The organism is Lentzea fradiae (assembly GCF_900100955.1).
Classification (GTDB): domain Bacteria; phylum Actinomycetota; class Actinomycetes; order Mycobacteriales; family Pseudonocardiaceae; genus Lentzea; species Lentzea fradiae.
The window spans coordinates 291086-315833 of sequence record NZ_FNCC01000007.1 but is presented as its reverse complement, the minus strand read 5'-3'; the positions used below and the strand labels follow the sequence as shown (position 1 = coordinate 315833).

The 24748-nt window shown below is 70.0% G+C and carries 27 protein-coding genes; 15 read left to right on the top strand and 12 right to left on the bottom strand.

Annotation, left to right across the window (positions count from 1 at the left end):
* Positions 1-3: 3 nt before the first annotated feature.
* The 4 genes from BLT23_RS18650 (at position 4) to BLT23_RS18635 (ending at position 2676) form a co-directional block, all read left to right on the top strand.
* The gene (locus BLT23_RS18650) at positions 4-204 is read left to right on the top strand and encodes a hypothetical protein (RefSeq protein ID WP_030467960.1); all 201 of its coding nucleotides are present in this window, start codon (positions 4-6) and stop codon (positions 202-204) included.
* Position 205: 1 nt separating this feature from the next.
* The gene (gene mutM / locus BLT23_RS18645) at positions 206-1063 is read left to right on the top strand and encodes a bifunctional DNA-formamidopyrimidine glycosylase/DNA-(apurinic or apyrimidinic site) lyase (protein WP_090051045.1); all 858 of its coding nucleotides are present in this window, start codon (positions 206-208) and stop codon (positions 1061-1063) included.
* Between the two features lie 174 nt (positions 1064-1237).
* Positions 1238-1564, top strand: coding sequence for a PadR family transcriptional regulator (locus BLT23_RS18640; RefSeq protein ID WP_090051044.1), 327 nt, complete (start codon positions 1238-1240; stop codon positions 1562-1564).
* Complete coding sequence (locus tag BLT23_RS18635) at positions 1561-2676, top strand: DUF1700 domain-containing protein (RefSeq protein ID WP_090051043.1); 1116 nt, start codon at positions 1561-1563, stop codon at positions 2674-2676. Before BLT23_RS18640 ends, BLT23_RS18635 begins: the two co-directional genes overlap by 4 nt.
* 35 nt (positions 2677-2711) lie before the next feature.
* On the opposite strand, the gene BLT23_RS18630 is transcribed toward BLT23_RS18635, so the two are convergent.
* The 4 genes from BLT23_RS18630 to BLT23_RS18615 form a co-directional block, all read right to left on the bottom strand.
* A complete protein-coding gene (locus BLT23_RS18630; protein ID WP_090051042.1) occupies positions 2712-3152 on the bottom strand; it encodes a MarR family winged helix-turn-helix transcriptional regulator in 441 nt (146 codons plus the stop codon).
* A 506-nt stretch (positions 3153-3658) separates the two neighbouring features.
* Positions 3659-4165, bottom strand: a complete 507-nt coding sequence (locus tag BLT23_RS18625) for a hypothetical protein (RefSeq protein ID WP_143035970.1) — start codon at positions 4163-4165, stop codon at positions 3659-3661.
* A gap of 128 nt (positions 4166-4293) precedes the next feature.
* A complete protein-coding gene (locus BLT23_RS18620; RefSeq protein ID WP_090051040.1) occupies positions 4294-4776 on the bottom strand; it encodes a hypothetical protein in 483 nt (160 codons plus the stop codon).
* Positions 4777-4798: 22 nt separating this feature from the next.
* Positions 4799-5521 carry a CAP domain-containing protein gene (locus BLT23_RS18615; protein WP_245744024.1) on the bottom strand — a complete coding sequence of 241 codons (723 nt, stop codon included), beginning with the start codon at positions 5519-5521 and terminating at the stop codon, positions 4799-4801.
* 81 nt (positions 5522-5602) lie between these two features.
* Between BLT23_RS18615 and BLT23_RS18610 the strand changes: the two genes are divergently transcribed.
* The 4 genes from BLT23_RS18610 to smc all read left to right on the top strand — a co-directional run bounded on the left by BLT23_RS18610 (position 5603) and on the right by smc (position 10748).
* Positions 5603-5875: an acylphosphatase gene (locus BLT23_RS18610; RefSeq protein WP_090051038.1), complete on the top strand. Its 273-nt coding sequence runs from the start codon at positions 5603-5605 to the stop codon at positions 5873-5875.
* A 31-nt stretch (positions 5876-5906) separates the two neighbouring features.
* Positions 5907-6413, top strand: coding sequence for a sigma-70 family RNA polymerase sigma factor (locus tag BLT23_RS18605; protein ID WP_090051037.1), 507 nt, complete (start codon positions 5907-5909; stop codon positions 6411-6413).
* On the top strand, positions 6410-7000 hold the full coding sequence (locus BLT23_RS18600) for an anti-sigma factor family protein (protein ID WP_090051036.1): 591 nt from the start codon (positions 6410-6412) through the stop codon (positions 6998-7000). The genes BLT23_RS18605 and BLT23_RS18600 overlap by 4 nt, the downstream gene beginning before the upstream one ends.
* Before the next feature lie 85 nt (positions 7001-7085).
* Positions 7086-10748 carry a chromosome segregation protein SMC gene (gene smc / locus BLT23_RS18595; protein WP_090051035.1) on the top strand — a complete coding sequence of 1221 codons (3663 nt, stop codon included), beginning with the start codon at positions 7086-7088 and terminating at the stop codon, positions 10746-10748.
* Here the strand turns inward: smc and BLT23_RS18590 are convergent.
* The 3 genes from BLT23_RS18590 to BLT23_RS40795 form a co-directional block, all read right to left on the bottom strand.
* Positions 10745-11458 carry a lysophospholipid acyltransferase family protein gene (locus BLT23_RS18590; protein WP_090051034.1) on the bottom strand — a complete coding sequence of 238 codons (714 nt, stop codon included), beginning with the start codon at positions 11456-11458 and terminating at the stop codon, positions 10745-10747. The genes smc and BLT23_RS18590 overlap by 4 nt on opposite strands.
* A 25-nt stretch (positions 11459-11483) precedes the next feature.
* Positions 11484-11822 carry a hypothetical protein gene (locus tag BLT23_RS18585; protein WP_090051033.1) on the bottom strand — a complete coding sequence of 113 codons (339 nt, stop codon included), beginning with the start codon at positions 11820-11822 and terminating at the stop codon, positions 11484-11486.
* A 119-nt stretch (positions 11823-11941) separates the two neighbouring features.
* The gene (locus tag BLT23_RS40795; RefSeq protein ID WP_176946808.1) at positions 11942-12382 is read right to left on the bottom strand and encodes a tetratricopeptide repeat protein; all 441 of its coding nucleotides are present in this window, start codon (positions 12380-12382) and stop codon (positions 11942-11944) included.
* A 100-nt stretch (positions 12383-12482) separates the two neighbouring features.
* Here BLT23_RS40795 and BLT23_RS18575 point away from each other — a divergent pair, with 100 nt between their 5' ends.
* The gene (locus BLT23_RS18575; RefSeq protein WP_176946807.1) at positions 12483-13406 is read left to right on the top strand and encodes a GNAT family N-acetyltransferase; all 924 of its coding nucleotides are present in this window, start codon (positions 12483-12485) and stop codon (positions 13404-13406) included.
* Here the strand turns inward: BLT23_RS18575 and BLT23_RS18570 are convergent.
* Together BLT23_RS18570 and BLT23_RS18565 are read right to left on the bottom strand one after the other, a co-directional pair.
* Positions 13356-14915 carry a sodium:solute symporter gene (locus BLT23_RS18570; protein ID WP_090051030.1) on the bottom strand — a complete coding sequence of 520 codons (1560 nt, stop codon included), beginning with the start codon at positions 14913-14915 and terminating at the stop codon, positions 13356-13358. The two genes, BLT23_RS18575 and BLT23_RS18570, sit on opposite strands and share 51 nt — an antisense overlap.
* A complete protein-coding gene (locus BLT23_RS18565) occupies positions 14903-16024 on the bottom strand; it encodes an anhydro-N-acetylmuramic acid kinase (RefSeq protein ID WP_176946823.1) in 1122 nt (373 codons plus the stop codon). The genes BLT23_RS18570 and BLT23_RS18565 overlap by 13 nt, the downstream gene beginning before the upstream one ends.
* A gap of 112 nt (positions 16025-16136) precedes the next feature.
* Here BLT23_RS18565 and ftsY point away from each other — a divergent pair, with 112 nt between their 5' ends.
* A complete protein-coding gene (ftsY, locus tag BLT23_RS18560; RefSeq protein ID WP_090051028.1) occupies positions 16137-17465 on the top strand; it encodes a signal recognition particle-docking protein FtsY in 1329 nt (442 codons plus the stop codon).
* 127 nt (positions 17466-17592) lie between these two features.
* On the opposite strand, the gene BLT23_RS18555 is transcribed toward ftsY, so the two are convergent.
* Positions 17593-18336 carry an IclR family transcriptional regulator gene (locus BLT23_RS18555; protein ID WP_090051027.1) on the bottom strand — a complete coding sequence of 248 codons (744 nt, stop codon included), beginning with the start codon at positions 18334-18336 and terminating at the stop codon, positions 17593-17595.
* A gap of 77 nt (positions 18337-18413) precedes the next feature.
* Here BLT23_RS18555 and aceB point away from each other — a divergent pair, with 77 nt between their 5' ends.
* The 3 genes from aceB to BLT23_RS18540 all read left to right on the top strand — a co-directional run bounded on the left by aceB (position 18414) and on the right by BLT23_RS18540 (position 21609).
* Positions 18414-19898, top strand: a complete 1485-nt coding sequence (gene aceB / locus BLT23_RS18550) for a malate synthase A (RefSeq protein WP_245744023.1) — start codon at positions 18414-18416, stop codon at positions 19896-19898.
* Complete coding sequence (locus BLT23_RS18545) at positions 19898-21067, top strand: DUF6986 family protein (RefSeq protein WP_090051025.1); 1170 nt, start codon at positions 19898-19900, stop codon at positions 21065-21067. The genes aceB and BLT23_RS18545 overlap by 1 nt, the downstream gene beginning before the upstream one ends.
* 74 nt (positions 21068-21141) lie before the next feature.
* Positions 21142-21609 (top strand): Imm1 family immunity protein, encoded by a 468-nt coding sequence (locus BLT23_RS18540; RefSeq protein ID WP_090051024.1) that lies wholly within the window; start codon positions 21142-21144, stop codon positions 21607-21609.
* Between the two features lie 36 nt (positions 21610-21645).
* Here BLT23_RS18540 and pucL read toward each other — a convergent pair whose 3' ends face one another.
* Together pucL and uraD are read right to left on the bottom strand one after the other, a co-directional pair.
* Positions 21646-22524 carry a factor-independent urate hydroxylase gene (pucL, locus tag BLT23_RS18535; protein ID WP_090051023.1) on the bottom strand — a complete coding sequence of 293 codons (879 nt, stop codon included), beginning with the start codon at positions 22522-22524 and terminating at the stop codon, positions 21646-21648.
* 5 nt (positions 22525-22529) lie between these two features.
* Complete coding sequence (uraD, locus tag BLT23_RS18530) at positions 22530-23051, bottom strand: 2-oxo-4-hydroxy-4-carboxy-5-ureidoimidazoline decarboxylase (protein WP_281248859.1); 522 nt, start codon at positions 23049-23051, stop codon at positions 22530-22532.
* 94 nt (positions 23052-23145) lie between these two features.
* On the opposite strand from uraD, the gene BLT23_RS18525 reads away from it, so the two are divergent.
* Both BLT23_RS18525 and BLT23_RS18520 read left to right on the top strand, forming a co-directional pair.
* A complete protein-coding gene (locus BLT23_RS18525; protein WP_090051021.1) occupies positions 23146-23892 on the top strand; it encodes a hydroxypyruvate isomerase family protein in 747 nt (248 codons plus the stop codon).
* Positions 23889-24746 carry an NAD(P)-dependent oxidoreductase gene (locus tag BLT23_RS18520; protein WP_090051020.1) on the top strand — a complete coding sequence of 286 codons (858 nt, stop codon included), beginning with the start codon at positions 23889-23891 and terminating at the stop codon, positions 24744-24746. Before BLT23_RS18525 ends, BLT23_RS18520 begins: the two co-directional genes overlap by 4 nt.
* Positions 24747-24748: the final 2 nt, after the last annotated feature.

The window sequence follows — 24748 nt, the reverse complement described above, 5'->3', positions numbered from 1 at the left end:
CAAATGTATGCGACCAGGAACCGCACGAACCGCCGCACCCGCACCGTCCGCGGACCGGTGAACACCTCCCGCAGCGGAGGCATCCAGGGACTTGTGCTGGTCAGGGACACGAGCCGGGCAGGTGTGTGGGTGCTCAAGCCCACCAAGCCGCAGGCCGCCGTGATCGAGGCGCAGCCCGTCGACGAGGGCAAGTCCGAAGCCTGACGTGCCCGAACTCCCAGAGGTCGAGGTAGTACGCCTCGGCCTCGAAGCCCACGTCGCCGGCCGGGTCATCTCCTCGGTGGAGGTTCTCCACCCGAGGGCGATCCGCCGCCACGACCTGGGCTCCACGGACTTCTGCGCGCGCCTGGCAGGCCAGCCCATGGCCGCCGCCAGGCGCCGCGGCAAGTACCTCTGGGTCGAACTGGCCGACAAAGCCGCCATGCTCGCGCACCTGGGCATGAGCGGTCAGATGCTCGTGCAACCTTCGTCGGCTCCCGACGAGAAGCACCTGCGCGTCCGCTTCCGGTTCGCCGACGGCGGTCCTGAGCTGCGCTTCGTCGACCAGCGCACCTTCGGCGGTCTCGCCTTGGCCGAGCTCGTCGAGGTGGACGGCACGCTCGTGCCCGACGCGGTCGCGCACATCGCCCGCGACCCGTTGGACCCCCTCTTCTCCCGTGAGGCTGCCGTGCGCGCGTTGCGCCTGCGTCACACGGAGATCAAACGCGCCCTGCTGGACCAGACCCTCGTCTCGGGCATCGGCAACATCTACGCCGACGAGGCGCTGTGGCGCGCCCGCCTGCACGGCAGGCGGATGACGGACAAGCTCACCCGCGCGAAGGCCGCCGAGGTCCTCGACCACGCCACCGACGTGATGCGTGAGGCGCTGGGGCAGGGCGGCACGTCGTTCGACGCGCTGTACGTCAACATCAACGGTCAGTCCGGGTACTTCGACCGCTCGCTGAACGCCTACGGCCAGGAGAACCGGCCGTGCAAGCGGTGCGGGACGGCCATCGTCCGGGAGCCGTTCATGAACCGCTCCTCGTTCTCGTGCCCTCGCTGCCAGCCCCGGCCGCGGTCCTGAGGTCTTCCCCTTCCGGGTGAGGCTCGTCGCCCACCAGCGCGTTTCGCGCCGCAGTCCCTCGCTCACCGTCCGTGGACCAACGGGATGGACAGTACTGCGCGATGCGTAGTACTGTCCACGGCGCAACAGCGCGTGCTCCTGGAGGAGGGGCTCGGCGCGGGGGTCGGAGGGACCATGGACACCAGTCAGCTGCTCAAGGGAGTGCTCGACCTGGCCGTCCTTGCGGTTCTGCGCAAGGACGACGGGTACGGGTACGACGTGGTGCGCAGACTGCGCGCCGGGGGATTGAACGACGTGGGGGACGCGTCGGTCTACGGGACGCTGCGCAGGCTCTACAACGCGGGGATGCTGACCTCGTACGTGGTGCCCAGCGAAGAGGGGCCCCACCGGAAGTACTACAGCATCAACGAGACCGGGCGAGGTCGCCTGGCCGAGTCGGCGGAGATGTGGAGGTCGTTCGCCAGCACGCTGGACGGCCTGCTCGAGGAGGTCGCGGCATGAACACGCAAGAGCTCGGCATCGAGCACTACCTGGCGGAGCTGCGTGTCGCGCTCGACGACCTGCCGCCCAACGAGGTCGCCGAGATCATGGAGGACGTCCGCGCCCACGTCGCGGAGCTCTCGGCCGAGCTGGGGCCCGGCGAGACCCTCGAACAGCGGCTCGGACCGGCCGAGCGGTACGCGCGGGAGCTGCGGCAGGCCGCCGGCTACCCGCCGCGGACCGAGCGGCTGCCCGTCACGACGAAGCGGCAGTGGCTGACCAGGCCCCGTGCCGCCGCGTGGGGGCTCGCGGGGGCCACCGGCATCACGCTGCTCGCCGGGACGGTCGCGCTGCGGGACCCCGCGGTGCTGCTCCTGCCCGCGGTGATCCTGGTGCTGAGCCTCGCGCTCGTGCACGACAGGGGACCCGTCCAGCAGGACGTCCGGCACCTGCCGGAGACCGTCCGCCTCAAGAAGTGGCTGACGCCGGAGCAGGGCACGCCGGCCGAGCGCACGATCACCTACCTGCGGACGTTGCAGCCCGCCTGGTGGCTGGTGCGGGCCGCGCTGCTCGGGCTCGGGGCCGTGCTGCTGGCGAGCCGCAACCTGCTCGGGTTCCTCGCGATCGCCGCCGTCGCCGTCGTGTCGGTGTACGCGGGGCCGCGGGCCAAGCTCGACCGGCGGTGGCTGTGGTTCAGCCTGCCCGCCTCCGCGCTGGCGGTCGGGGTGCTGTTCCAGGTGATCGACATGACGGCGACGCAGCTCGGCTACACCCCGGAGCGGTCGTCGTACTCGGGTCCCGTGATGCAGCAGTACGAGAACATCTACGTCTACGACGAGAACGGCAAGATGCTCACGAACGTGCTGCTGTACGACCAGGACGGCGAACCGATCAATGCGCCGCGGTACTACAGCCGTTGCGCCGCGAACGCGGGACCGGAACCGGTGATTCCGGCGAACCGGTATCCGCGGCCGCAGATCGAGTACCAGAACGGCGTTTGTTACACGGTGGCACCGAGCGTGTCCGCTCCGTCAACTTCCTCGGCCGCGGAACCGTCCGGTTCGGCACCGCCGAGTTCTGGAAGTGAACCTTCCAGCCCGGTGCCACCCACTTCTGTGTCACCCAGCAAGTAAATCCTGGAGCGGGACCACGTCGGGGGGTCCCGCTCCTACTTGTTCTCCTGCGGTTCGGCCAGGTGGCGCAATATGGGCATGGCCGAGCGCAGGTGTTCCCGGTCTTCCGGCGAAAGCTCCGACATTCTTTCACTCAATAGTTCGGCCTCGCCGTGAGCGAGCGACGCGATGGTGTCGCGGCCGACTTCCGTGAGCACGACTATGGTCGCCCTGCCGTCGGCGGCGTCGGGTTCCCTGCGGACGAGTCCGGTGGACTCCAGGCTGGTCACGACGGTTGTCGCGGTCGGCTGCGAACACAGCGCGCGCACGGCGATCTCGCCGATCCGCATCGGGCCGTGGGCGCTCAGTTCTGACAGCACCAATAACTGGGTGGGTTGCAAACGACGGGCCGGAGCGGCCTGCCGAAGACTTCGCACCAGCCGGTGCACGGCCACCACGAGTTGAAGTGCCTCGTGGTTGGTGACGGTGGTGGGCATCGTTTCTCCGCGCGCATGTGATTGTCCGAATTCGGACACGAACCCTGGAACTTTCCCTCATTCACGCTCCGCGCGCTATCCGCCAACTGCCGATAACCCATTCGGCCGTTGTGGTGACGCGGGATGCCACGGCACTCGCCCGGCGCTCATGAATGCGCTGGTAAACAGCGTAAAAAGCGCGCGCGGACGCACTCGAAGAGGCCGCGCGGCGCAGCGGGATTCAGCGGGACAGTTGTCCGGTCAGAACTGTGGGAAGGCACACTTGAGACGCTGGGTGGCCTACCGCGTGCCCCCGAACGGTCCAAGCGCGGCGTGTGACGGGAAGTGCGGAAATCGGCGTCGTGGTGTCTCAACGGCGCTATCAAGACGCGAGAAACGTTCGCCATGCTCACGGCCCGGAAATGGTGACGCGAATGCGAGCGGCATTGACGTCACCGGGGCGCGCGGAACGAACAGGCCGACGAGACGTGGTCTCGTCGGCCTGGGGAGGAAGCGCTGCGGACCCGCTACTGCTGCGGCTCCGGTGACGGGGAGGTCGCCGACGAGGTCTCCGGCGGCTCGGTCTCCGGAGGGGCCGTCGAGCTCGACGCGGGCGGTTCCGTCCACGACGTGGGCGGGTTGCTGTGCGTCTGCGAGGGCGTCGGCTCGGCCGGGTTCGTCGTCAGCTGCGGCCGGCCGGGAGCGACCGCCTCCGGCTGGTGCTGCTCCTGGGACCTCGGGGCCGGGCGGTTCGCCGGCGCCACGGCGGACTTCACCGCGGTGGACGACACGGTCACGACGACCGTGCTCGTGCTGCCGTCGGGCGCCACGCTGGTGATCGTCTGGACGACCTCGGCGGCCGGCTGCTCCTGCGTGGCCGCCTCCCTGCCGGATGCGGCGAGCATGGACGCCACGGTGGCGAACAGGGTCGCGACCACCACACCGCCCGCGGCCAGCAGCACCGCCGTGCCCACGCGCTTCTTCCGGGGCTCCTGCTCGGTGGCAGGTGACTGCGGATGTTCTACCTCGAACACACCCATCTCCTCGTGGGAAACCCGGTCGGATGGACTTGCGTTCGAGTTATCGGCGGAAACGCACCGTCGCCTCAGTTACGCCACACCTTCGTGTAGCTCTCCGTCACGGCGTGGTGACTGGCGTAACCCTACGGCGCCGAAGTCGTTGTAGTGGGGTTGGCCGGCGTGGTGGTCGTGATGACCGGGGGCGGCGTCGTGGTCGTCGTGATGACCGGCGGCACCGTGGTCGTCGAGGTCGACGTGTTCGCCGGCGGCGGGTCGTCGGTCGTGACGGTGGTCGTCGTGCCGTCGGGGCGCGTGATGGTCGTGACGCGCGTCTGCCGCTTCGTCGTCGTCGTGGTGGTCGCCGTCGTCGTCTCGGTGGTGGTCTCCGAGGTCTCCTCGGGGGTCGACGACGGTGAGAACGTCGGCACCACGCTGAGCGCGTCCTTCACGGCCTCCCTGCGCGGAGGCTGGGTCGCCGGCGTCTCGGAGGCGGAGTCCGAACCCGCCGCCAGCGAGGCGACGGTGGCGAAGAGGGTGGCCAGCACCACGCCGGAGGCGGCGAGGACGACCTGGGGTGCACCGCGGCGCAAGCGCGGGCGCGAGTCCGGTTCCGGGCTCTCGTACACGAAGTTTCCCCTGCTCAGAAGGTCAGCGGCCGAAGTTCTGGGTCCAGTAGAAGCCGCGGGTGTCCAGGCCCACGCCCATGGTGGTGAAGCTGCAGTTCTCGATGTTCTCCCGGTGGCCCTGGCTCTTCATCCAGCCGTCCACGACCTGCGCGGCCGTGCGGTAGCCCATCGCGATGTTCTCCCCGCCCGGCCTGGGGTAGCCCGCCGCCTTCATCCGCACGTCGAAGGTCCTGCCGTCCTGCGACGTGTGCGAGAAGTAGTTCTTGCTGGCCATGTCCGTGCTGTGCGCCTGGGCGGCGGTCGTGATGCGGTCGTCGATCACCAGGGCCTTGCAGCCCTTCGCGGCGCGGGCGTCGTTCACGAGCGAGAGCACGGCCTGTTCGGGCGTCTGGCCCGCGGGCGGGGGCGGCGGGGCCGGGTTCTCCGGGGACTCGGGCGGTTCGGGAGGCGCCGTCGTCGTGGTGGGAGTCTCGGACGTGGTGGAGGTGGGCTCCGTCGTCGTCGTGGTGGTGGGAGCGGAAGAGTCCGACGACGAGGTGGGGGTGCCGGTGCTGCCGTTCGGCGTGGGCTGCCGTGTTCCGGGAGCCGCGCCACCGCCGGTCCCGAGCTGGTTCGCCGCGTCGGGGTTCTCCTGCTGGGCGGTGCTCGTGATGTCGATGCCGAGAGGCGCGGTACCGCTGAAAGCGAGACCGCCGACACCGGTTGCACCGATCAGCAGGCCGAGTAAGAGGCTGCGGGCACTCACGGCTCGGGACGGTACCACTAATGGGTGACAACCCCAGAGTGCGTTGTCCGTCACCTTCGGTCACTGCGCCACCATGCGGAGGTGGACGTACGACTGAACGCATGGGTGCGCGGACGGGTGCAGGGTGTCGGTTTCCGCTGGTGGACGCGGGCCAGGGCGTTGGAGCTGGGCCTGGTGGGAAGCGCGTCGAACCGGCCGGACGGACGGGTCGAGGTCGTTGCCGAGGGTTCCCGCGAGAAGTGCGAACTACTGCTCCAGGCTCTCCGTTCGGGTGAAACACCGGGTGATGTCGAGTCGGTCGGTGAGCAGTGGTCCGACGCGCGGGGCGACCTGACCGGCTTCGTGGAGCGCTGAACCTTTCCGGGCGCAGCGGCGTAGTAGGGGCGTGGACTCCTCGGAAGACGTCCTCGTCCAGCTCTACGAGCGCTGGAGGGCACCGCTGCTGCACTACGTGCTGCGGCTGGTCGAGGGCGACTACCAGCTGGCGGAGGACGTCGTGCAGGAGACGTTGCTGCGCGCGTGGCGGCACCACACCGAGCTGGAACCGGACGACGCGGCACCGTGGCTCTACACGGTCGCCAGGAATCTGGTGATCTCCGGCTACCGGCGCCGCAACGCGCGTGCCGCCGAGGTGCCGCTCGAACCGGTCGACCTGCCGGCGGTCGGCGACCAGATCGACCACGTGCTGCAGTCGTGGCAGATCGCCGCGGCGCTCAAGGCGCTCACGCCGGAGCACCGGGCGGTCGTCATCGAGCTCTACTACCGCCGCCGCACCATCGCGGAGGCTGCCAAGACGCTCGGCGTCCCGCCGGGCACGGTCAAGTCGCGCAGCTTCTACGCGCTGAGGGCGCTGCGCGACGCACTGGAGGAGAGAGGGGTGACCGGAGCGTGAGCTGCCCGCACACCGTCGAGGTCGGCGCCTACCTCTTCGGCTCGCTCGACCTCGCCGAACGAGCCGTGTTCGAACGCCATCTCGGCGACTGCGCCGGCTGCCAGGCCGAGCTGCTGCGCCTCGCCCCGCTGCCGGGCCTGCTCGGCAGGCTGACCCTGGACGACGTCGAGAACCTCGACGACCTCCCCGCCGTCCCGCCGAAGCCGCGGCGCCGCGGCAGGGTGGCGCTCGTGGCCGCGGCGGTGCTCGTCGTGGGTGCCGTGGTCGGCGGCGTCCTGTTCCTGCAGCCGCCACCGGGACCGACCTGGGCGGCCAGGGACCCCGGCACCGGGGTGGGCGGCGAGGTCTCGCTGGTGTCCAGGTCCTGGGGCACGGAGATGTGGTTCGAGCTCGGCGACGTCACACCGGGCGCGCGGTGCAAGGTCGTCGTCTTCGACCGGAGGGGGCAGCGCGAGACCGGTGGCTGGTGGGGCACCCCGCACGGCTCCGGCGAGCGGGTTCCCGGCGCGACGTCGTTCCGGGTGGACGAGATCGACCGGCTGGAGGTGTCGGACGAGACGGGGCTCCTGGTCACCCTCCGCCCGTGACCCCGCCAGGCGTGGAGGTGGCCGGAAACGCAGGTCAGGGCCCGCCTCCCGCAGCCGCCGCAAGCGCTTGGGTAGTCTGCCCGGCGTGCACCTCAAGAGCCTGACGCTGAAGGGCTTCAAGTCCTTCGCCTCGGCTACCACGCTGCGCTTCGAGCCCGGCATCACCTGTGTGGTCGGCCCCAACGGGTCCGGCAAGTCGAACGTGCTCGACGCACTGCGCTGGGTGATGGGCACGCAGGGTGCCAAGGACCTGCGCGGCGGCAAGATGGAGGACGTCATCTTCGCCGGCACGTCCGGCCGCGCGCCGCTCGGCCGCGCCGAGGTGACGCTGACGATCGACAACTCCGACGGCGTGCTGCCGATCGACTACACCGAGGTGTCGATCACCCGCCGCATGTTCCGCGAGGGCGCCACCGAGTACGAGATCAACGGCAGCTCGTGCCGCCTGATGGACATCCAGGAGCTGCTGTCGGACTCCGGCATCGGCCGCGAGATGCACGTGATCGTCGGTCAGGGCCAGCTCGCCGCGATCCTCGAGTCCAAGCCGGAGGAACGGCGAGCGTTCGTCGAGGAGGCAGCGGGCGTCCTCAAGCACCGCAAGCGCAAGGAGAAGGCGCTGCGGAAGCTGGAGGCGATGCAGGCGAACCTGACGCGCCTGACGGACCTCACCGCCGAGCTGCGCCGCCAGCTCAAGCCGCTCGGCAAGCAGGCGGAGATCGCCCGCCGCGCCCAGGTCGTCCAGTCCGAGCTGCGCGACTCGAAGCTGCGCCTGCTCGCCGACGACCTCGTGACGCAGCGGGCGGCCATCGCGCAGGAGGAGCACGACGAGGCGAAGGCCCGTGAGCGCCGCGCCGAGGTCGAGAAGTCGTTGCAGGCCGCGCAGTACCAGCAGAACGAGCTGGAGGAACGCGTCGCGGCCGACTCGCCGAAGCTGCAGGCCGCGCAGGACACCTGGTACCGGCTGTCCGCTTTGGAGGAACGGCTGCGCGGCACGGTCCGTCTCGCCGCCGAACGCGCCCGGCACCTGTCCGCCGACGTGGACGCGCCGAGCCGCGGCCGTGACCCCGACGACCTCGAACGCGAGGCCGAGGAGACGGCCGAGATGGAGCTGGAGCTCCAGGAGGGCGTGACCGAGGCGCGCATCGCGCTCGCCGAGGCCGTGGAGACGCGGTCGGAGCTGGAGCGCATGGTGTCGCAGGCGGAGAAGGCGCACCTCGCCGCCGTCCGCGCCATCGCCGACCGCCGGGAGGGCCTGGCGCGGCTGTCCGGCCAGGTGGAGGCGTTGCGCAGCAAGACGAACGCCACCGCCGAGGAGATCGAACGTCTCACCGTCACGCTGTCGGAGGCCACCGAACGCGTCGAGCTCGCCTCGATGGAGCTGGCCGAGGCGCGTGAGATCACCGGCACCGAGGACGAGGACGACCACGACCTCGACGAACGTCTCCGTCAGGCCGTGCAGTCGAACGACGCGGCCCGGCAGCGCGTCGAGGAGCTGGTCAAGGCCGAACGCACCGCGGAACGCGACATCGCGTCGTGGCGTGCGCGGGTGGACGCGCTCTCGCTGGGACTGACCCGCAAGGACGGTGCGGGGGCGCTGCTCGCGTCCGACGTGCCGGGGCTGCTGGGGTCCGTGGCCGCGCTGCTGACGGTCGAACCCGGCTACGAGGTCGCGCTGGCCGCCGCGCTCGGCCCGATCGCCGACGCCGTCGCGGTCGCGTCCGGAGAGGGTGCGCTCGCGGCGCTGAAGTTGTTGAAGGAGAAGGACCTCGGCCGTGCGGGCGTCCTCATCGGCTCGCCGGGTTCCAGTGTGGACACGAGCCAGTGGGGTCCCCTCCCGCACGGAGCGCGGTGGGCGGTCGACGTCGTGCACGCGCCCGAGGCGTTGCGTCCCGCGCTGGCACGCGCGTTGGACCGCCTCGCCGTCGTGGAGGACCTGGACACCGCCGCTCGTCTGAACGTCCGTGCGGTGACGCGCGACGGAGACCTGTTCGGAACGGACTGGGCCGTCGGCGGTTCGGGGTCGCAGGGCCAGAGCGTGATCGAGGTGCAGGCCGCGGTCGACGAGGCCCAAGAACAGCTCGCCACCGCGGAACGCGCGCTGGAGCACGCGTCGGCGGCGCTGGAGGGTGCCCGCGCCGAGCAGCAGGCCCGCCGCAAGGTGCTCGACGCCGTCAAGGAGGCCGTGCAGGAGGCCAAGGTCCGCCAGGCCCGCTCCGGCGAGCGCCTGAACCGGATGGCCGCCGCCGTGCGGTCCGCCGAGGCCGAGGTCAACCGGATCAGCGAGCAGCGCGCCAAGGTCGAGCGGTCCCGCGAGGAGGCCCTGCTGAAGCTGGGCGAGCTCGAGGAACGGCTGCTCATGGCCGAGGAGGAGCAGACGCTCGAGGACGAGCCGGACACCGAGCAGCGCGACGCGCTGGCGGCCGAGCTCGCCTCCGCCCGTCAGGCCGAGATGGACGCACGGCTCGTGCAGCGCACCGCCGAGGAGCGCGCGCGTGCGGTGCAGGGCAAGGCGGACGCGTTGCGCCGGGCCGCACGCGCCGAACGTGAGGCGCGCGAACGCCACGCCCGTGCCACCGCCCACCGCGCTCGTGGCGCGAAGGTCGCGCAGGCCGTCGTCCGCGGCGGTGAACAGGCCCTGGAACGCATCGAGGTCTCGCTGGCCCGCGCCGCCCGCGAACGAGACCAGGCGCAGGAACGCCGCGCGCAGCACGAGCTGCTGCTCACCCAGGTCCGCAACCTGGTCCGCGAGATGTCCGGCGAGCTGGAGAAGCTCGTCGACGCCGTGCACCGCGACGAGGTGCTCCGCGCCGAGCAGCGGATGCGCATCGAGCAGCTGGAGACCAAGATCTCCGAGGACTTCGGCATCGGTCTCGACGACCTGGTGACCGAGTACGGCCCGGACTGCCCTGTGCCGCCGTCGGCCCAGGAGATGGCCGAGTACCAGGCCGCCAAGGACCGCGGCGAGCAGGTCTCCGAGCCGCAGCCGATGCCGTACGACCGCGACACCCAGGCCCGCCGCGCCAAGCGCGCCGAGCGCGACCTGTCGTTGCTGGGCAAGGTGAACCCGCTCGCGCTGGAGGAGTTCGCCGCGCTGGAGGAGCGCTACAAGTTCCTCTCGACGCAGCTGGAGGACATCAAGGACACCCGCCGCGACCTGCTGACCGTCGTGAAGGAGGTCGACGACAAGATCCTGGAGGTCTTCACGTCGGCCTACCACGACGTGGCGCGCGAGTTCGAGGTCGTGTTCAAGGTGCTGTTCCCCGGCGGCGAGGGCCGGCTGGTGCTGACCGAGCCCGAGGACATGCTGACCACCGGCATCGAGCTGGAGGCCCGCCCGCCGGGCAAGAAGGTCAAGCGTCTGTCGCTGCTCTCCGGCGGCGAGAAGTCGCTGGCCGCCGTCGCCATGCTGGTCGCGATCTTCCGCGCCCGCCCCTCGCCCTTCTACGTGATGGACGAGGTCGAGGCGGCGCTGGACGACACGAACCTGCACCGGCTGATCAGCCTGTTCGAGCAGCTGCGGGAACGGTCGCAGCTGCTGATCATCACGCACCAGAAGCCGACGATGGAGATCGCGGACGCGCTCTACGGCGTCTCGATGCGCGGTGACGGCATCTCGCAGGTGATCTCGCAGCGGCTGCGGCAGAACGGGGAGGGTCCGGCGCGTGCGGCCGAACCCGCCGCCGAACCCGCCGCGGAGTCCGTTGTGGAGCCGGCCGCTGGGACGACGGCCGGTCCCGAAGAGGACTAGCGGCCCCTGGCGTCGAGCTTCGCGGCCTCTTCCGGGGTCGGCGCGGTGCCGCCGAGGTGCGCGGGAACCCACCAGGCGCCCGGCTCGTTCGGGTAGTCCGCCTGCGCCTTGTCCAGCAGCTCGGTCAGGCGCTTGTGCAGCTGCGCGTCACCGGAGTCGCCGGGAGCGGCCTCGAACGGCTCGCCGACGAGGATCGTGATGGGCACGTGCCGCTGCGTGAGGTTCTTGGGGCGGCCCTTGGTCCAGAGCCGCTGGGTGCCCCACAGGGCCACGGGGATCAGCGGGACCCCTGCCTCGTGCGCCAGCCGGTTCGCGCCGGACTTGATGTCCTTGACCGTGAACGAGCGGCTGATGGTCGCCTCGGGGAAGATCCCGACCACCTCGCCGGTGCGGAGCGCGGACAGGGCCTGCTGGTAGGAAGCCTGGCCCGCGCTCCGGTCGACGGGGATGTGGTGCATGCCGCGCATGAGCGGGCCTGCGATCTTGTTGGCGAAGATCTCGTGCTTCGCCATGAACCGCGTGAGACGCCCCGACGGGTGCGCCCCGTAACCCGCGAAGATGAAGTCGAGGTAGCTGACGTGGTTGGACGCCAGCACCGCTGCACCCGTGCGGGGGACGTTGTGCGCCCCTTCCACGGTGATCCGCAGGTCCAGCACCTTGAACATGAGCTTCGCTGCGGCGATCACCGGGGGATATACGCGATCCGACATGCTTCCGAACGGTAGCCTAGGAAAGCTACTGGCCGGTAGGGGAACCCTCGTGTTCTCGGATGACCTTCGGCACTCCCGCCAGGTCCTCGTCGTTGCAGAGCAGCTTGAGGTCGTAGTACGGGTTGCCGTGCGTGTCGTCGTAGTCCAGGTGGACCGCGATCACGTCAACGGGCTCGCCCAGCCACTCCTGGGTCTGCCGCAACCAGATGGCGGCGCGCTCCAGTGCGGTGGGCAGATCATCGTCTCGGAATTCGACCGGCCGGTACGGAACTCCCTGGACACCGTCCCGGTTGTTCGACGGCAAGGGCAGGTCGACAGCCACCCCGGATTCGTTGAGATCGAGTTGGATCGTTTCCTCACTCACTGTAAAAGAGTCCCCCACCCTCACCAGCCCTGCAAGCCCGAATCTCGGTTGCGCCCGCGAACGAGGGGCGCATACCAGGCTGAGCAGGCCCGGCGGTGTGAGTGTTCTCTCCCGCCTCGTCAGGGACGGCGCAGGAACGCGATGTCGCGCCTGAGCTTCACGATCCGGTCGTGCGTGGGCAGCAGGACGTGCGACAGCGCCGCCACCAGCCGCTCCAGCTCCTCGGCCGCTCCCTGGGCGTCACCGGCCCGGTACCGCAGGTTGGCGAGCAGCTGACGGGTCTCCAGCGTGTCGGCGTGCTCGGCGCCGAGGACGCGCACCTGGTCGCGCAGCAGCGGCTCGCAGACGCCGATGGCCTTGCCGAACTGCGCGGCGGTGCCGAGCACCCGCGCGAGGTTCAGCCGGGCGTCGAGGGTCTCGGGGTCGTCCGCCCCCGCGGCCGCTGTGCGCTGTTTCACGAGAGCGCGGAACTCGGTGACCGCCCCTCGGAAGTCACCCGCGTGGGCCAGGGACTCGGCCCTGGTGGACGGCGTGCCGGAGTGCTCTGCGCCGGTGGACATCCGCGCCATTTTACGCCAGCCGGGTGCCCGCACCCGCGCGTCTCGGTACGAGTGGAAAACTCCCTCGCTTCGTACGGCTGTGCGAGCAACCATTCCCTTCATGTACGACATCCGTTTCGCCGAACCTGGCGACCTCGGCGCCACGATGGCGCTGCTGGTCCGGCTCCAGGCCGACAAGGCGCACCACATCGGGTACCTCGGTGAGACAGTCGACGAGCTCCGGGCAGAGCTCGGCGAGTTCGAGCCCACCTGGGCCGACTGCACCGTGGTCGCCGTCGACGCCGACGACAACATCACCGGCATGCTCAGCGTGGAGGTCGACGCCGAGCTGGGCCGCGCCTGGCTGCACGGCCCGTTCGTCGACGTCCCGGTCAACCACCCGGCGGGCAGCCGCATCTGGGACCAGACCGCCGACGCGCTGTTCCGCCGCGCCGCCGAGCTCCTCGCCGACGTCACCGACCTCGAGCTCTACGGCCACACCGCCCACCGGCGGCTGGCCGCGTTCGCCGAACGGCACGGCTTCGCCGCCGGCAAGGCGAGCGCCATCCACGTCCTCGACAACGGGGACCTGCGCACGTTGCTGCTGCGGGACGCCAAGTGCCCCAGCGAACGCGAGATGCGCGTCCTGCCGACCGACAAGTTCGTGCACGAGGCCGTGGCCGTGCTGCACGAGCGATGTTTCCCGCGGACGTACTTGTCCGGCAAACAGCTCGTGGAGTCCGACCCGGCGACACGCACGGTCGTCGTCGCCATGGACGGCCAACGCGTGCTCGGGTACGCAGCGGGCAAGGCGCAACCCGAGGAGTACTACGTCGACTTCGTGGCCGTCGAACCCGAGGTTCGCGGTCAGGGCGTCGGTGCCGCGCTCATCACCGAGCTGCTGTGGAAACTCGCGGCGGACCACGGTGCGAGACCGCAGGCCGCCGCCTCCATCCACGCGGGCAACGACTCGTCGCAGAAGATGTTCGCCCGCCTAGGCTTTCGTCTCCACGTCGAGCTCGTCGCCTACCGCCACACCGCGTGAGTGCCGCAGTGACAGCAACCCGCCCACCAGGAGGGTGACCGCCACCCCGAGCGGCGTGTTCCACCAGCCGGTCAGGGACTTCCTGGTGGCGTCCGCCTTCGCGAAGTCGATCGTCGGCGTGCTGCCGACGAACTTGACCCCGAGGATCACGAAACCGACGACCAGCACGGTCGTCACGAACGCGACGACCGCGTCCGCCTGCGTGACGCGCTTGAAGATCAGGCCGAGGAGGAAGGCCCCGAGCAGCGCGCCGTAGGTGTAGCCCGCGATGCCGAGCGCCTGCACCACGATCGGGTCCGCGGTCGTCTTGTTCGAGGAGGCGAACAGGCCCGCGCAGACGATGAGCAGGCCCGCCCACACCAACGTCCAGATCCGGCCGTGGCGCAGGCGCTCGTCGTCGGTCATCGGGGTCTTGCGGACGCGTTCGTAGACGTCGGTGACCGTGCTGGAGGCCAAGGCGCCCAGCGACGACGAGAGCGCGGCGGCGAGGATGCCGGCGATCACGAACCCGGACAGGCCGCTCGGCAGGTCGTTGACGATGAAGTGGGCGAACAGCTCGTCCTTGTTGGTGAGCCCCAGGTCCTTCACCGGGTCGACGCCCGCGTAGAAGACCCACATCATCACGCCGATGAACAGGAAGAACGCGAACTGCAGGAACACCACGAACCCGGAGGCGATCAACGCCTTCTGCGCGGACTTCACGTCCCGCGTGGCCATGAGCCGCTGCACGATCAGCTGGTCGGCGCCGTGCGAGGCCATCGACAGCAGCGCACCGCCGAAGAACGCGGCCACGAACGGGTAGGCGCCGGTCAGCGGCGACGACGTGAAGTCGAAGAGCTGGAACTTGTTGGCGTCGGCCGCGTCCGAGAACCAGCCGTCCGGCAGCTTTCCCGCCAGCACCCAGATGATCGCGATGCCGCCCAGGACGTACCAGAGCATCTGGATCGCGTCGACCCACACGACCGCGCGGGCGCCGCCGAAGAAGCTGTAGAACACCATCGCGATGCCCAGTGCCACCACGATCGTCCAGTAGGACGCGTCGACGCCGTACTCGGCGAGCACGACCTTGATCGGGATCGCGGTCGCGAAGAGCCGGATGCCGTCGGCGAGCAGGCGGGTGAAGAGGAACGTCACCGACGCCGTGGCGCGCATCCCGTTGCCGTACCGCTTGCCCAGGAACGCGTACGCCGTCACCAGGTCGCCTGCGATGTAGCGGGGGAGCAGCACGAAGCTGACGATGATCCGGCCGACGATGTAGCCCAGCGCGAGCGTCAGGTACGTCATGCCGCCTTGCGCGGGCGTCGCCATGTACGCGATCACCGGCACGCTCAGCACCGTGAGCGTCGACGTCTCCGCGGACACCACCGACAGGCAGACGACCCACCAGGAGATGCGCTTCTCGCTGACGAAGTAGTCGGTCGACGACTTCTGCCTGCCGCCGATCGCCATGCCGATCAACGGCATGCCGACGAGGAACAGGCCGATGATCGCGAGGTCTAGTGCGCGCACTTCGGTTCCCCCACTTTCAGCTTGGACACGGCGGTGGTGACGGGCTCGGGCAGCCGCAACGGTCCCGCGCCCGGCGTGATCGCGCCGAGCAGCCGCGGGCCGGACGCGCCGGTCGCGGACGGCGTGTTGCCCGCGATCCCGTTCCAGGTGAGGAACCCGAGCAGGGCGGCGAGATACGCCTCCTTGCCGTCGCGCGGCAGGCCCTGCGTGTCGCTGGTCGTCAGCGGGATCGGGCCGAGCGCCTGCTCCAGCGCGGCCACCAGCACCGGGTTGCGCATACCGCCGCCGGACGCGACGACGACATTCGCGTCGTGGGCCCGGCACGCGTCCGCGATGGTGCGGGCGGTCAGCTCGACGAGCGTTCTGAGCAGGTCCTCGGGCTCGACGGCCGCGAACGCGTCGAGATAGCGCGCGTTGTAGACCTCCTTGCCCGTCGACTTCGGCCACGGCCTGGCGTAGTAGGGGTCGGCGAGGAGCTTCTTGAGCACGTCCTCGCGGACGCGGCCCCTGCGGGCGAGCTCGCCGCCGGTGTCCTGGCGCTTGCGCCCGTCCGTGACGCGGTCCACCACGGCGTCCAGCAGCGCGTTGCCGGGTCCGGTGTCGTAGGCGACCGGGGCGCTGCCGGGCCGCACGACGGTGATGTTCGCGATGCCGCCGATGTTCAGCGCGACCGCGGGCGCGTCCCCGGCCAGCCACAACGCGTCCAGCGTCGAGGCGAGCGGCGCGCCGTGACCACCGGCGGCGACGTCGCGCACGCGCAGGTCGGCGACGACGGGCAGGCCGGTCCGCTCGGCGATCCACGCGGGCTGGCCGAGCTGCAGCGTGCCGAGGCACTCGCCGTCCTGCACCTCGTGGTGGACCGTCTGTCCGAGGGAGGCGACCAGGTCCGCAGGTAGGTATCCGGCGGCAACTTCGCCGAAAGCCTGCCCGAGCGACGTGTCGAAGGCGCACACTTCCGCGAGGTTCCCCGGCATCGCCAGCAGGTCCTCGGGGAAGGGGTGCTCGGCGCACTGCACCGGCACCAGCTCGACCACATCGCCGTGGATCGACAGGTCGGCGACGGCCACGTCGATGCCGTCCATCGACGTGCCGGAGATCAGTCCGATCACCCTCACGACGTGTGGTCTATTCCACACCACAGCCGGGCGCAAGAGGTTTGGTGAAAATTTCGCCTAATTGATCGCTACATGGTTGGCGGATCACATGCGCGCCTGTGGAACCATGGTCCCCGTGTCAACGTCTTCCCTTGTCCTGATCCTCGTCGTCGTGGTGGTCGTGCTGATCGCCGCGCTGGTGACCGGTGTGGTGCTGACGCGTCGCCGTCGCATCAGCCTGACCCAGAAGCAGAGGGAGCAGGGTGCCCGCCCGACCGGCTACCAGGCTTCGTCCGGCATCTCGCTGACGCCCGCCGCCCCCGAGGCGACGGTGACCGAGGCGGTGACCGACGCGGCGGTGACCGAGGAGGTCGTGACCTCCGCCCCCGCTCCCGTCGAGCACCCGGTCGCCGACCGCACCGAGGTCGACGGCCAGCCGGGCGTGGGCGACGACGCCTCCGTGCCGCGCGACTCCGTGAAGCGCGGCTTCGTCGAGGTCGACCTCCCGGTGGAAGCCTCCGAGGTCGAGGAGATCGAACCGACGGAAGGCCGCCTGGAGCGCCTGCGCGGAAAGCTGTCGAAGTCGCGCAACGCGTTCGGCACCTCCCTGCTCGGCCTGCTCGGCGCCGGCGACCTCGACGAGGACTCGTGGCAGGACGTCGAGGACACGCTGCTGATCGCCGACCTCGGCGCCACCCTGACGATGGAGATCGTGGAGACCCTCCGGTCCCGGATCGTCGCCGCCGGCGTGCGCACCGAAGCCGAGGCCCACGCCCTGCTGCGCTCGGTGCTCGTCGACGCGCTCGCCCCGAAGATGGACCGCTCCCTGAAGGCCCTCCCGCACGCAGGAAAGCCCGCCGTGCTGCTCGTGGTCGGCGTCAACGGCGTCGGCAAGACGACCACCACCGGCAAGCTCGCCCGCGTCCTGGTGGCCGACGGCCGGACCGTGCTCCTCGGCGCCGCGGACACGTTCCGCGCCGCCGCCGCGGACCAGCTGGAGACCTGGGGCAAGCGGGTCGGGGCCGAGACCGTTCGCGGACCTGAGGGCGGAGACCCGGCTTCGGTCGCCTTCGAGGCCGTGAAGCGGGGGATGGACGCCGGGGTCGACACGGTGCTGATCGACACCGCCGGGCGGCTGCACACCAAGGTCGGGCTGATGGACGAGCTCGGCAAGGTGAAGCGGGTGGTCGAGAAGCAGGCCGTGGTGGATGAGGTGCTGCTCGTCCTGGACGCGACCACCGGGCAGAACGGGCTGACGCAGGCTCGGGTTTTCGCTGAGCAGGTGGCCATCACCGGGATCGTGCTCACCAAGCTGGACGGGACCGCCAAGGGCGGGATCGTGTTCCAGGTGCAGCGGGAGCTGGGGGTTCCGGTGAAGCTGGTCGGGCTGGGGGAAGGGGCCGATCACCTGGCGCCGTTCGAGCCAGGGGCCTTCGTGGACGCCCTGCTCGGGTGAGTTTCCGATCTTGCCGGGGGTGCTGGGCAGGGTGAGCCGCGGGGGTCCTGAGGTCGGGGGGACGCAGGCCCCCACCGCTTGACCGCTCGCGTTCCGCGGGGTCTTGCTGCTCGCCTTCGCGGTGGCCTCATGCCTGTTGTCGGTCTGCCAGTCGCTGTGCGACTGCTTGGACCTCCGGGAGGATCTTGGCCACCGCCTCCTTGGTCAGGCGGCCCTCCGGACCTGACACCGACACAGCTGCGAGGGTGGGGCCGCCCAGTACCGGGACGGCGATGCAGCGCACGCCCAGCTCCTGTTCCGACTCGTCCAGTGCATAGCCGCGTCGGGTGATCTCGTCCAGTGAGGCGAGCAGCTCGGCGGGGTCCGTGATCGTGTTCGAGGTGTAGGCCGGTAGGCCGGTGCGGTCCAGGAGGGCTTTCACCTCGTCGCGGGGGAGCTGCGACAGCATCGCCTTGCCCACGCCTGTGCCGTGGGGCAGCAGGCGGCGGCCTACCTCGGTGAACATCCTCATCGAGTGCTTCGAGGGGACCTGGGCGACGTAGACGACCTCGTCGCCGTCCAGGACGGCCAGGTTCGCCGTTTCCTCCACCGAGTCGACCAGCTGGGACAGGAACGGTCTTGCCCAGGTGCCGTACTGGCGGGAGGCGGTTTCGCCCAGGCGGATCAGGCGGGAGCCGAGGGTGTAGCGGCGGTTGCTGTTCTGGCGGACGTAGCCCAGCGTGACGAGGGTGCGGATCAGGCGGTGGATCGTCGGGAGGGGGAGACCCGACGTTGCCGCCAGTTCGGAGAGCGATGCCTCGCCGCCTGCGTCTGCCAGGCGTTCCAGCAGGTCGAAAGCCCGTTGCAGGGACTGCACGCCACCTGTGGACACGTGCGGGCTCCTCTCATTGCAGTTCCGCAATGCAAAAACTATAGTCCACACAGCAGAACCGAGAGAGGTGGATGCAGGTGCAGGTCCTCAGCGGAGAAGCTCTTGAGTTCGTCGCCAAGCTGCACGAGGCGCACGCCGCGCGGCGGGACGAGCTGCTCGCACTGCGCGCGGAGCGGCGGCCTCTCGGGTTCCTCGACGAGACGAAGCACGTGCGGGAGGGCGACTGGCGGGTGGCGCCCGCGCCCGAGGCGTTGCGGGACCGGCGGGTGGAGATCACCGGGCCGACCGAGCGGAAGATGACGATCAACGCGCTCAACTCCGGGGCCAAGGTGTGGCTCGCGGATCTCGAGGACGCGAACACGCCGCACTGGGACAACGTCGTGCAGGGGCAGGTCAACCTGTACGAGGCGGCGCGGGAGACGATCGAGTTCACCTCGCCGGAGGGCAAGGAGTACCGGCTGGGGGGCGGGCCGTACCCGACGATCGTCGTGCGGCCGCGCGGGTGGCACCTCGACGAGCGGAACCTGGAGTTCGGTGGGCGCAAGGCGGTGGGGGCGCTGGTCGACTTCGGGCTGCACTTCTTCCACAACGCCGAGCTGGGCAAGCCCTACTACTACCTGCCGAAGATGGAGTCGCATCTCGAGGCACGGCTGTGGAACGACGTCTTCACCACGGCGCAGAAGCTGCTGAACGTGCCGCACGGCACGATCCGCGCGACGGTGCTCATCGAGACCATTCCGGCCGCGTTCGAGATGGAGGAGATCCTCTACGAGCTGCGGGACCACGCGTCGGGGCTCAACGCCGGTCGGTGGGACTACCTGTTCAGCGTCATCAAGTACTTCCGTGACGCGGGCGCGGACTACGTGCTGCCGGACCGCAACAGCGTGACGATGACGGCGCCGTTCATGCGCGCGTACACCGAGTTGCTGGTGAAGACGTGCCACAAGCGCGGTGCGTTCGCGATGGGTGGCATGGCGGCGTTCATCCCGAACCGGCGTGACCCGGAGGTCACGGAGAACGCGTTGCGCAAGGTTCGTGAGGACAAGACGCGCGAGGCGAACGATGGTTTCGACGGCTCGTGGGTGGCGCACCCTGACCTCGTGCCGATTTGCCGGGAGATCTTCGACGGGGTGCTGGGCGACCGGCCCAACCAGGTGGACAAGCAGCGGCCGGACGTGTCCGTGACGGCCGAGCAGCTGCTGGACTTCAAGTCCGCCGGTGGCGCCGCGACGCGGGCCGGGCTGGAGAGCGCCGTCGACGTCGGCGTGCGGTACATCGCGTCGTGGCTGGGCGGCAACGGCGCCGCGGCGATCCACAACCTGATGGAGGACGCCGCCACCGCGGAGATCAGCCGGTCGCAGCTGTGGCAGTGGGTCCACAACGGCGTCGTGCTCGACGACGGCACGCAGGTGACCGCGGACCTGGTCCGCGAGGTGCTGGCGCGGGTCGGCGGCGAGCTGGAGGGGCCGCACGTCGCGGCGGCCGTGGAGCTGTTCGAGCAGGTCGCGTTGTCCGAGGACTTCGTCGACTTCCTGACACTGCCGGCCTACGAGCGGATCTGATGTACCAGACATCGCTGTCGCCCGAGGACATCGCGCGCGTGACGGCGCGTTTGTCCACTGTGGAGCGCGTCTGGCCGGTGGGGCGTCAGCCCGTGCACACGTGCTACGTGCCCGCCGGCCGGATCATCGCCTCCACGGTCGAGGACTGGGGCCGCGAGGCGCTGGAGTCGATCGAACCGGACCTGCTGCCGCCGTTGCCCGGCGGTGTGCTGGACCGCGTGCGGGCCAAGCTGCGCCGCGAGCCGGTGGAGGACCTGCGGATCGACTTCGAGGACGGCTACGGCGCGCCCGAGGACGACGTCGAGGACATGGACGCCGAGAGCACGGCGCACCTCGTGTCGCGCTGGGTCGAGGAGGGCGTCGCGCCGCTGTCGTTCGGCTTGCGCATCAAGTCTTTCGACACGCCGGAGCTGCGCGAACGCGGGCTCCGGACGCTCGACATCTTCCTGACGGCGCTGGAGGAGGTGCCGCAGGGGTTCGTGATCACCTTCCCGAAGGTGACGTCGGCGGACCAGGTCGAGGTGTTCGCCGAGGTCCTCGACCTCTTCGGCGGTGACCTGAAGTTCGAGATCCAGGTCGAGACGACGCAGTCGGTGGTGGACTCGCAGGGACGGCTCGCGATCCCGCGGTTCATCGAGGCCGGCGGCGGCAAGGTGTCGGGGCTGCACTTCGGCACCTACGACTACACGGCCGGGTGCGGGCTTTCCGCTGCGCAGCAACACCTTGCGCACGGCGCGTGCGACTTCGCGCGGCACGTCATGCAGGTGTCCGCGGCCGGGACGGGCGTGCGGCTGTCCGACGGTTCGACGAACGTGCTGCCGGTCGGCGACCAGAAGCGGCACGGGTGGGAAACGCACTACCGGCTCGTGCGGCGTTCGCTGGAGAACGGTTTCTACCAGGGCTGGGACCTGCACCCGGCGCAACTGGTGACGCGTTACGCGGCGGTCTACGCGTTCTACCGCGAGGGACTGGAAGCCGATGCGGCGCGGCTGAAGGCGTACGTGCACAACGTTTCCGGTGGCGTGCTCGACGAACCAGCCACGGCCCAGGCGTTGTCGTCATTTTTTCTTCGTGCGGTGGACTGCGGTGCGCTCGATCCGGTGGAAGTGCAGGCCGCCACCGGACTCGACGAGTCGGCGTTGCGCAGTCTCGCCACACGGTCGGGCTGATCGGGCCTCACCCGTTCAGGTGGTTCTGCCTTCGGCGGTCGAATGTCGCGGGCGATGGGTGCAGGGTGGCTCGCATGAGCATGCGAGCCGGTCTCTGGACCGGGCTACCCGACCTCGACTCCGCGGAGCACAAGTACCAGGTCGTCGCGTGTGAAGCGGACGTGGACACGCTGATCAGGCTGCTCGCGAGGCCCGAGTGCAACGACGGGTCGCTCGACCACTTCGGCAGGCCGCTCACCGCCGAGGGCGATCCCGACCACAACGTCGTCCTCGCCGTGCGCGGTGAGTGGGGCTACCTGTACTACGTCGACAACACCTTCATGGGCTGGCCGAAGGGCTCCGCGGACGCGCCGTACGTCAACGAGAAGTACACGGACTTCCCGCCGGGAGTCGGCGTTCCGCTGGAGCTGTACCGGCGGCTGCTGATCGAGTTCATGACGACGGGCGAACGGCCGACCGGCGTGGACTGGTACAGCGAGGCCGACCTGTTCCACTCGTGGCGCGACCAGCAGATGTCGTTGCGCGGCACGGAGAACCGGTAGCCGGGGCCGAGCGCGGCCCCGGCGTCGTCTCGCCGGTCAGAACGCCGGGAGGGTGCTCCAGGCGAGACCAGCGCCGGGCGCGTCGTCGCGGAGCACCGAGCCCTCGATGAGGCCGTACGGGCGGTCCGCCGCGTAGAAGACCTCGTTGTCGTTCTCCAGGCCGAACGGGCTGAGGTCCACCAGGAAGTGGTGCTTGTTCGGCATGGAGAGCCGTACCTCGGCGACCTCGGCGTGCGACTGGAGCACGGCCTCGCCCATCGCGTACAGCGTCTGCTGCAACGACAGGGAATGCTTGTCCGCGAACGTCTTCAGCAGCACCGAGCGGATGTCTGCGAACGACTTCGCCCAGTCCACGTCGGTGCCGGTGTAGCGCCAGCGGGCCGTCACCGACGTCGCCAGGATGCGGTCGTCGGTCTCCTTCAACGTCGTGTACGGGTCCTTGGGGAAGCCGTGGAACTCCGAGCCCGTCGACTTGAGCACCACCAGGTCTCGCAGGCCGGATACCACCCACGCCTGCTCGCCGTCGATCGTCACGGCGGTGGTGCGCTTCTCGTTCGAGCCCTGCGCGAACGCGTGGTCGTGGCCGTCGATGCGGTCCCACGAGTGCTCGTCGACGAGGATGCGCGCGCCGCTGATCGGTTCCTGCGAGCGGACGAAGTGGCGGCCCAGGCGCAGCGCGAAGTCCTCGATCTCGCCGACCGCGGCCTGCTTGGCGAAGGCGTAGACGGTGTTCTTCTGCGTGTCGGTCGCGAGCACCTTGGCGTTGTCGCCGGTCAGGTGGGTGTCGGCGAGGTCGCCGCGCAGCGACGTGCTGACGGTCAGGTCCCTGATCGTGTGCACGGAACCGTTGCGCGACACCGTGACGAGGCGGTTCTCCGCCTTGCCGTACTGGTTGGGACCCAGGACGATGGCCATGTTGTTCAGCTCCCGATCAGCTTCTGCAGCCGCAAGGCGGCGATCTTCGCGAGTTCCTCGTTGACGACGCGCAGCTCGGTCTCCGGCGGGTTGTGCAGGCGGGAGGCCAGGTCGTCGAGCATCTGCGCGCCGCTCAGGCCGGTCGCGCACACCAGGTAGATGTGGCCGAACCGGTCCTCGTACGCGGCGTTCGCAGCCGCCAGGCGGTCGGCCTGGGAGCTGTCCACACCGGACTGTTCCGAGCGCGACCAGCTCGCCGACACCCCGCCGGTCCGCTGCCGCTCGCCGATGCGCGGGTGACCGGCGATGGCGCCGAGCACCTCCGCGTCGGAAAGCCCTTGTGCGGCAGCGGAAGAAGCCGCGAGGAGGGCGTCGAGCGACGGGTAGGGCCGTCCGGCCACGACCGCGTCGACCCAGCGGGGCACCGCGAGGCACTCGGCGAGCAGCGGTCGGAGCTCGGCCTCCGGGGCGTGGTTGAAGCTGTCCACGGCTCTCCAAGTTTCTGTATCGCGGAATCTAGTTTCCACATTCTTGACCTGGCTCCGCCGCGATGTCTAGTGTCTCCGTAGTACGAAAACTAACTTCCGCATTGCGAAATCTTTGGGTGGAAGGCGCCACGCGATGTTCGACGCAAACCTGTCCATGCTCTTCACCGAACTGCCGTTGCTGGACCGGCCGGCGGCGGCACGGGCCGCCGGGTTCGAGGCGGTCGAGATCTGGTGGCCGTTCACCGACGCCGTACCGCAGACGCGTGAGGTCGAGGCGTTCGAGAACGCGGTCGTGGACGCGGGGGTCCAGCTGGTCGGGATCAACCTCTTCGGCGGCGACCTGCCCGCCGGCGACCGGGGACTGGCGAGCTGGCCGGGCAGGGAGGCGGAGTTCCGGGCGAACGCCGAGGTCACCACGGCCCTCGCGAGCAGGCTCGGCTGCCGCACGATCAACGCGCTGCACGGCAACTTCCCGACCACCGCGCAGACGATCGAGAACTACCGTTTCGCCGCCGACGTCGCGGCAGGGGCGGGCATCCAGATCGTCGTCGAACCGCTGAGCGGCGCGCCGGACTACCCGATCAAGACCGCCCGGCAGGGGTTCGACCTGATCGACGCGGTCGGCCGCGGCAACGTGAAGCTGCTCGCTGACCTCTACCACCTCGCCACGAACGGCGACGACCTCGGCTCCCTCACCGGCCACGTGGACCGGATCGGTCACGTGCAGATCGCCGACGCTCCCGGACGCGGTGAGCCCGGCACCGGCGAGCTCGACCTCTTCGGGCACCTCGCCGCGCTCCGCGCCCACGGCTACACGGGCTTCGTGGGCGCCGAGTACAAGCCCGTCACCCACTCCTTCTCCTGGAGGGACAACACATGACCAGCATCGGTTTCATCGGGCTCGGCATCATGGGCTCGCCGATGGCGGCCCACCTCGTGAACGCCGGGCACGACGTGACGGGGTTCGACCTCGACCCGGCGGCGCTGCGGAAGCTCGTCGCCGACGGGGGCAAGGCGGCGTCGAGCGCGCAGGAGGCGGTGAGCGGCGCCGAGGTCGTCATCACGATGCTGCCGAACCACCCGCAGGTGGAGGCTGTGGTCGACGAGGTCGCGTTCGACGACGGCACGCTGCTGATCGACATGAGCACGATCCGTCCGTCCACGTCGATCGAGATCGCGCGCAGGCTCACGCACGTCCGGGTGCTCGACGCCCCGGTCAGCGGCGGTCAGACGGGTGCCGTCCAGGCGTCGCTGAGCATCATGGCCGGGGGTGAGGAGGCCGACTTCGCCGCCGCCCGGCCGTTCCTGGAGGTCGTCGGGAAGACGGTCGTCCACGTCGGCCCGCACGGCGCGGGCCAGGTCGTGAAGGCGGCGAACCAGCTGGTGGTCGGCGGCATCTACGCCCTCGTCGCCGAGGCGATCGTGCTGCTGGAGGCGTCCGGGGTCGACCCCAAGGCGGGCCTGGACGTGCTCGCGGGCGGCCTCGCGGCGAACCGGATCCTCGACCTGAAGCGCGAGTCGATGATCGCGCGCGAGTTCCAGCCCGGCTTCCGGATCGACCTGCATCACAAGGACATGGGCATCGCACTGGACGCGGCGCGGTCCGCCGACGTCGCACTTCCGGTCACCAACCAGATCGCCGCGCTCGTCGCGGCCGCCCGCGCGCAGGGGTACGGCTCGCTCGACCACTCCGCGCTGCTCAAGGTCGTCGAGAACTTCGCGGGAAGGGCCTGACC

Bases quoted from the DNA above. Each gene is read 5' to 3' on its own strand.
- BLT23_RS18650 (WP_030467960.1), top strand. From the start codon at position 4: ATGTATGCGACCAGGAACCGCACGAACCGCCGCACCCGCACCGTCCGC.
- BLT23_RS18640 (WP_090051044.1), top strand. From the start codon at position 1,238: ATGGACACCAGTCAGCTGCTCAAGGGAGTGCTCGACCTGGCCGTCCTT.
- BLT23_RS18635 (WP_090051043.1), top strand. From the start codon at position 1,561: ATGAACACGCAAGAGCTCGGCATCGAGCACTACCTGGCGGAGCTGCGT.
- BLT23_RS18630 (WP_090051042.1), bottom strand. From the start codon at position 3,152: ATGCCCACCACCGTCACCAACCACGAGGCACTTCAACTCGTGGTGGCC.
- BLT23_RS18590 (WP_090051034.1), bottom strand. From the start codon at position 11,458: ATGTCGGATCGCGTATATCCCCCGGTGATCGCCGCAGCGAAGCTCATG.
- BLT23_RS40795 (WP_176946808.1), bottom strand. From the start codon at position 12,382: ATGTCCACCGGCGCAGAGCACTCCGGCACGCCGTCCACCAGGGCCGAG.
- BLT23_RS18575 (WP_176946807.1), top strand. From the start codon at position 12,483: ATGTACGACATCCGTTTCGCCGAACCTGGCGACCTCGGCGCCACGATG.
- ftsY (WP_090051028.1), top strand. From the start codon at position 16,137: ATGGTCCCCGTGTCAACGTCTTCCCTTGTCCTGATCCTCGTCGTCGTG.
- BLT23_RS18545 (WP_090051025.1), top strand. From the start codon at position 19,898: ATGTACCAGACATCGCTGTCGCCCGAGGACATCGCGCGCGTGACGGCG.
- BLT23_RS18540 (WP_090051024.1), top strand. From the start codon at position 21,142: ATGAGCATGCGAGCCGGTCTCTGGACCGGGCTACCCGACCTCGACTCC.
- pucL (WP_090051023.1), bottom strand. From the start codon at position 22,524: ATGGCCATCGTCCTGGGTCCCAACCAGTACGGCAAGGCGGAGAACCGC.
- BLT23_RS18525 (WP_090051021.1), top strand. From the start codon at position 23,146: ATGTTCGACGCAAACCTGTCCATGCTCTTCACCGAACTGCCGTTGCTG.
- BLT23_RS18520 (WP_090051020.1), top strand. From the start codon at position 23,889: ATGACCAGCATCGGTTTCATCGGGCTCGGCATCATGGGCTCGCCGATG.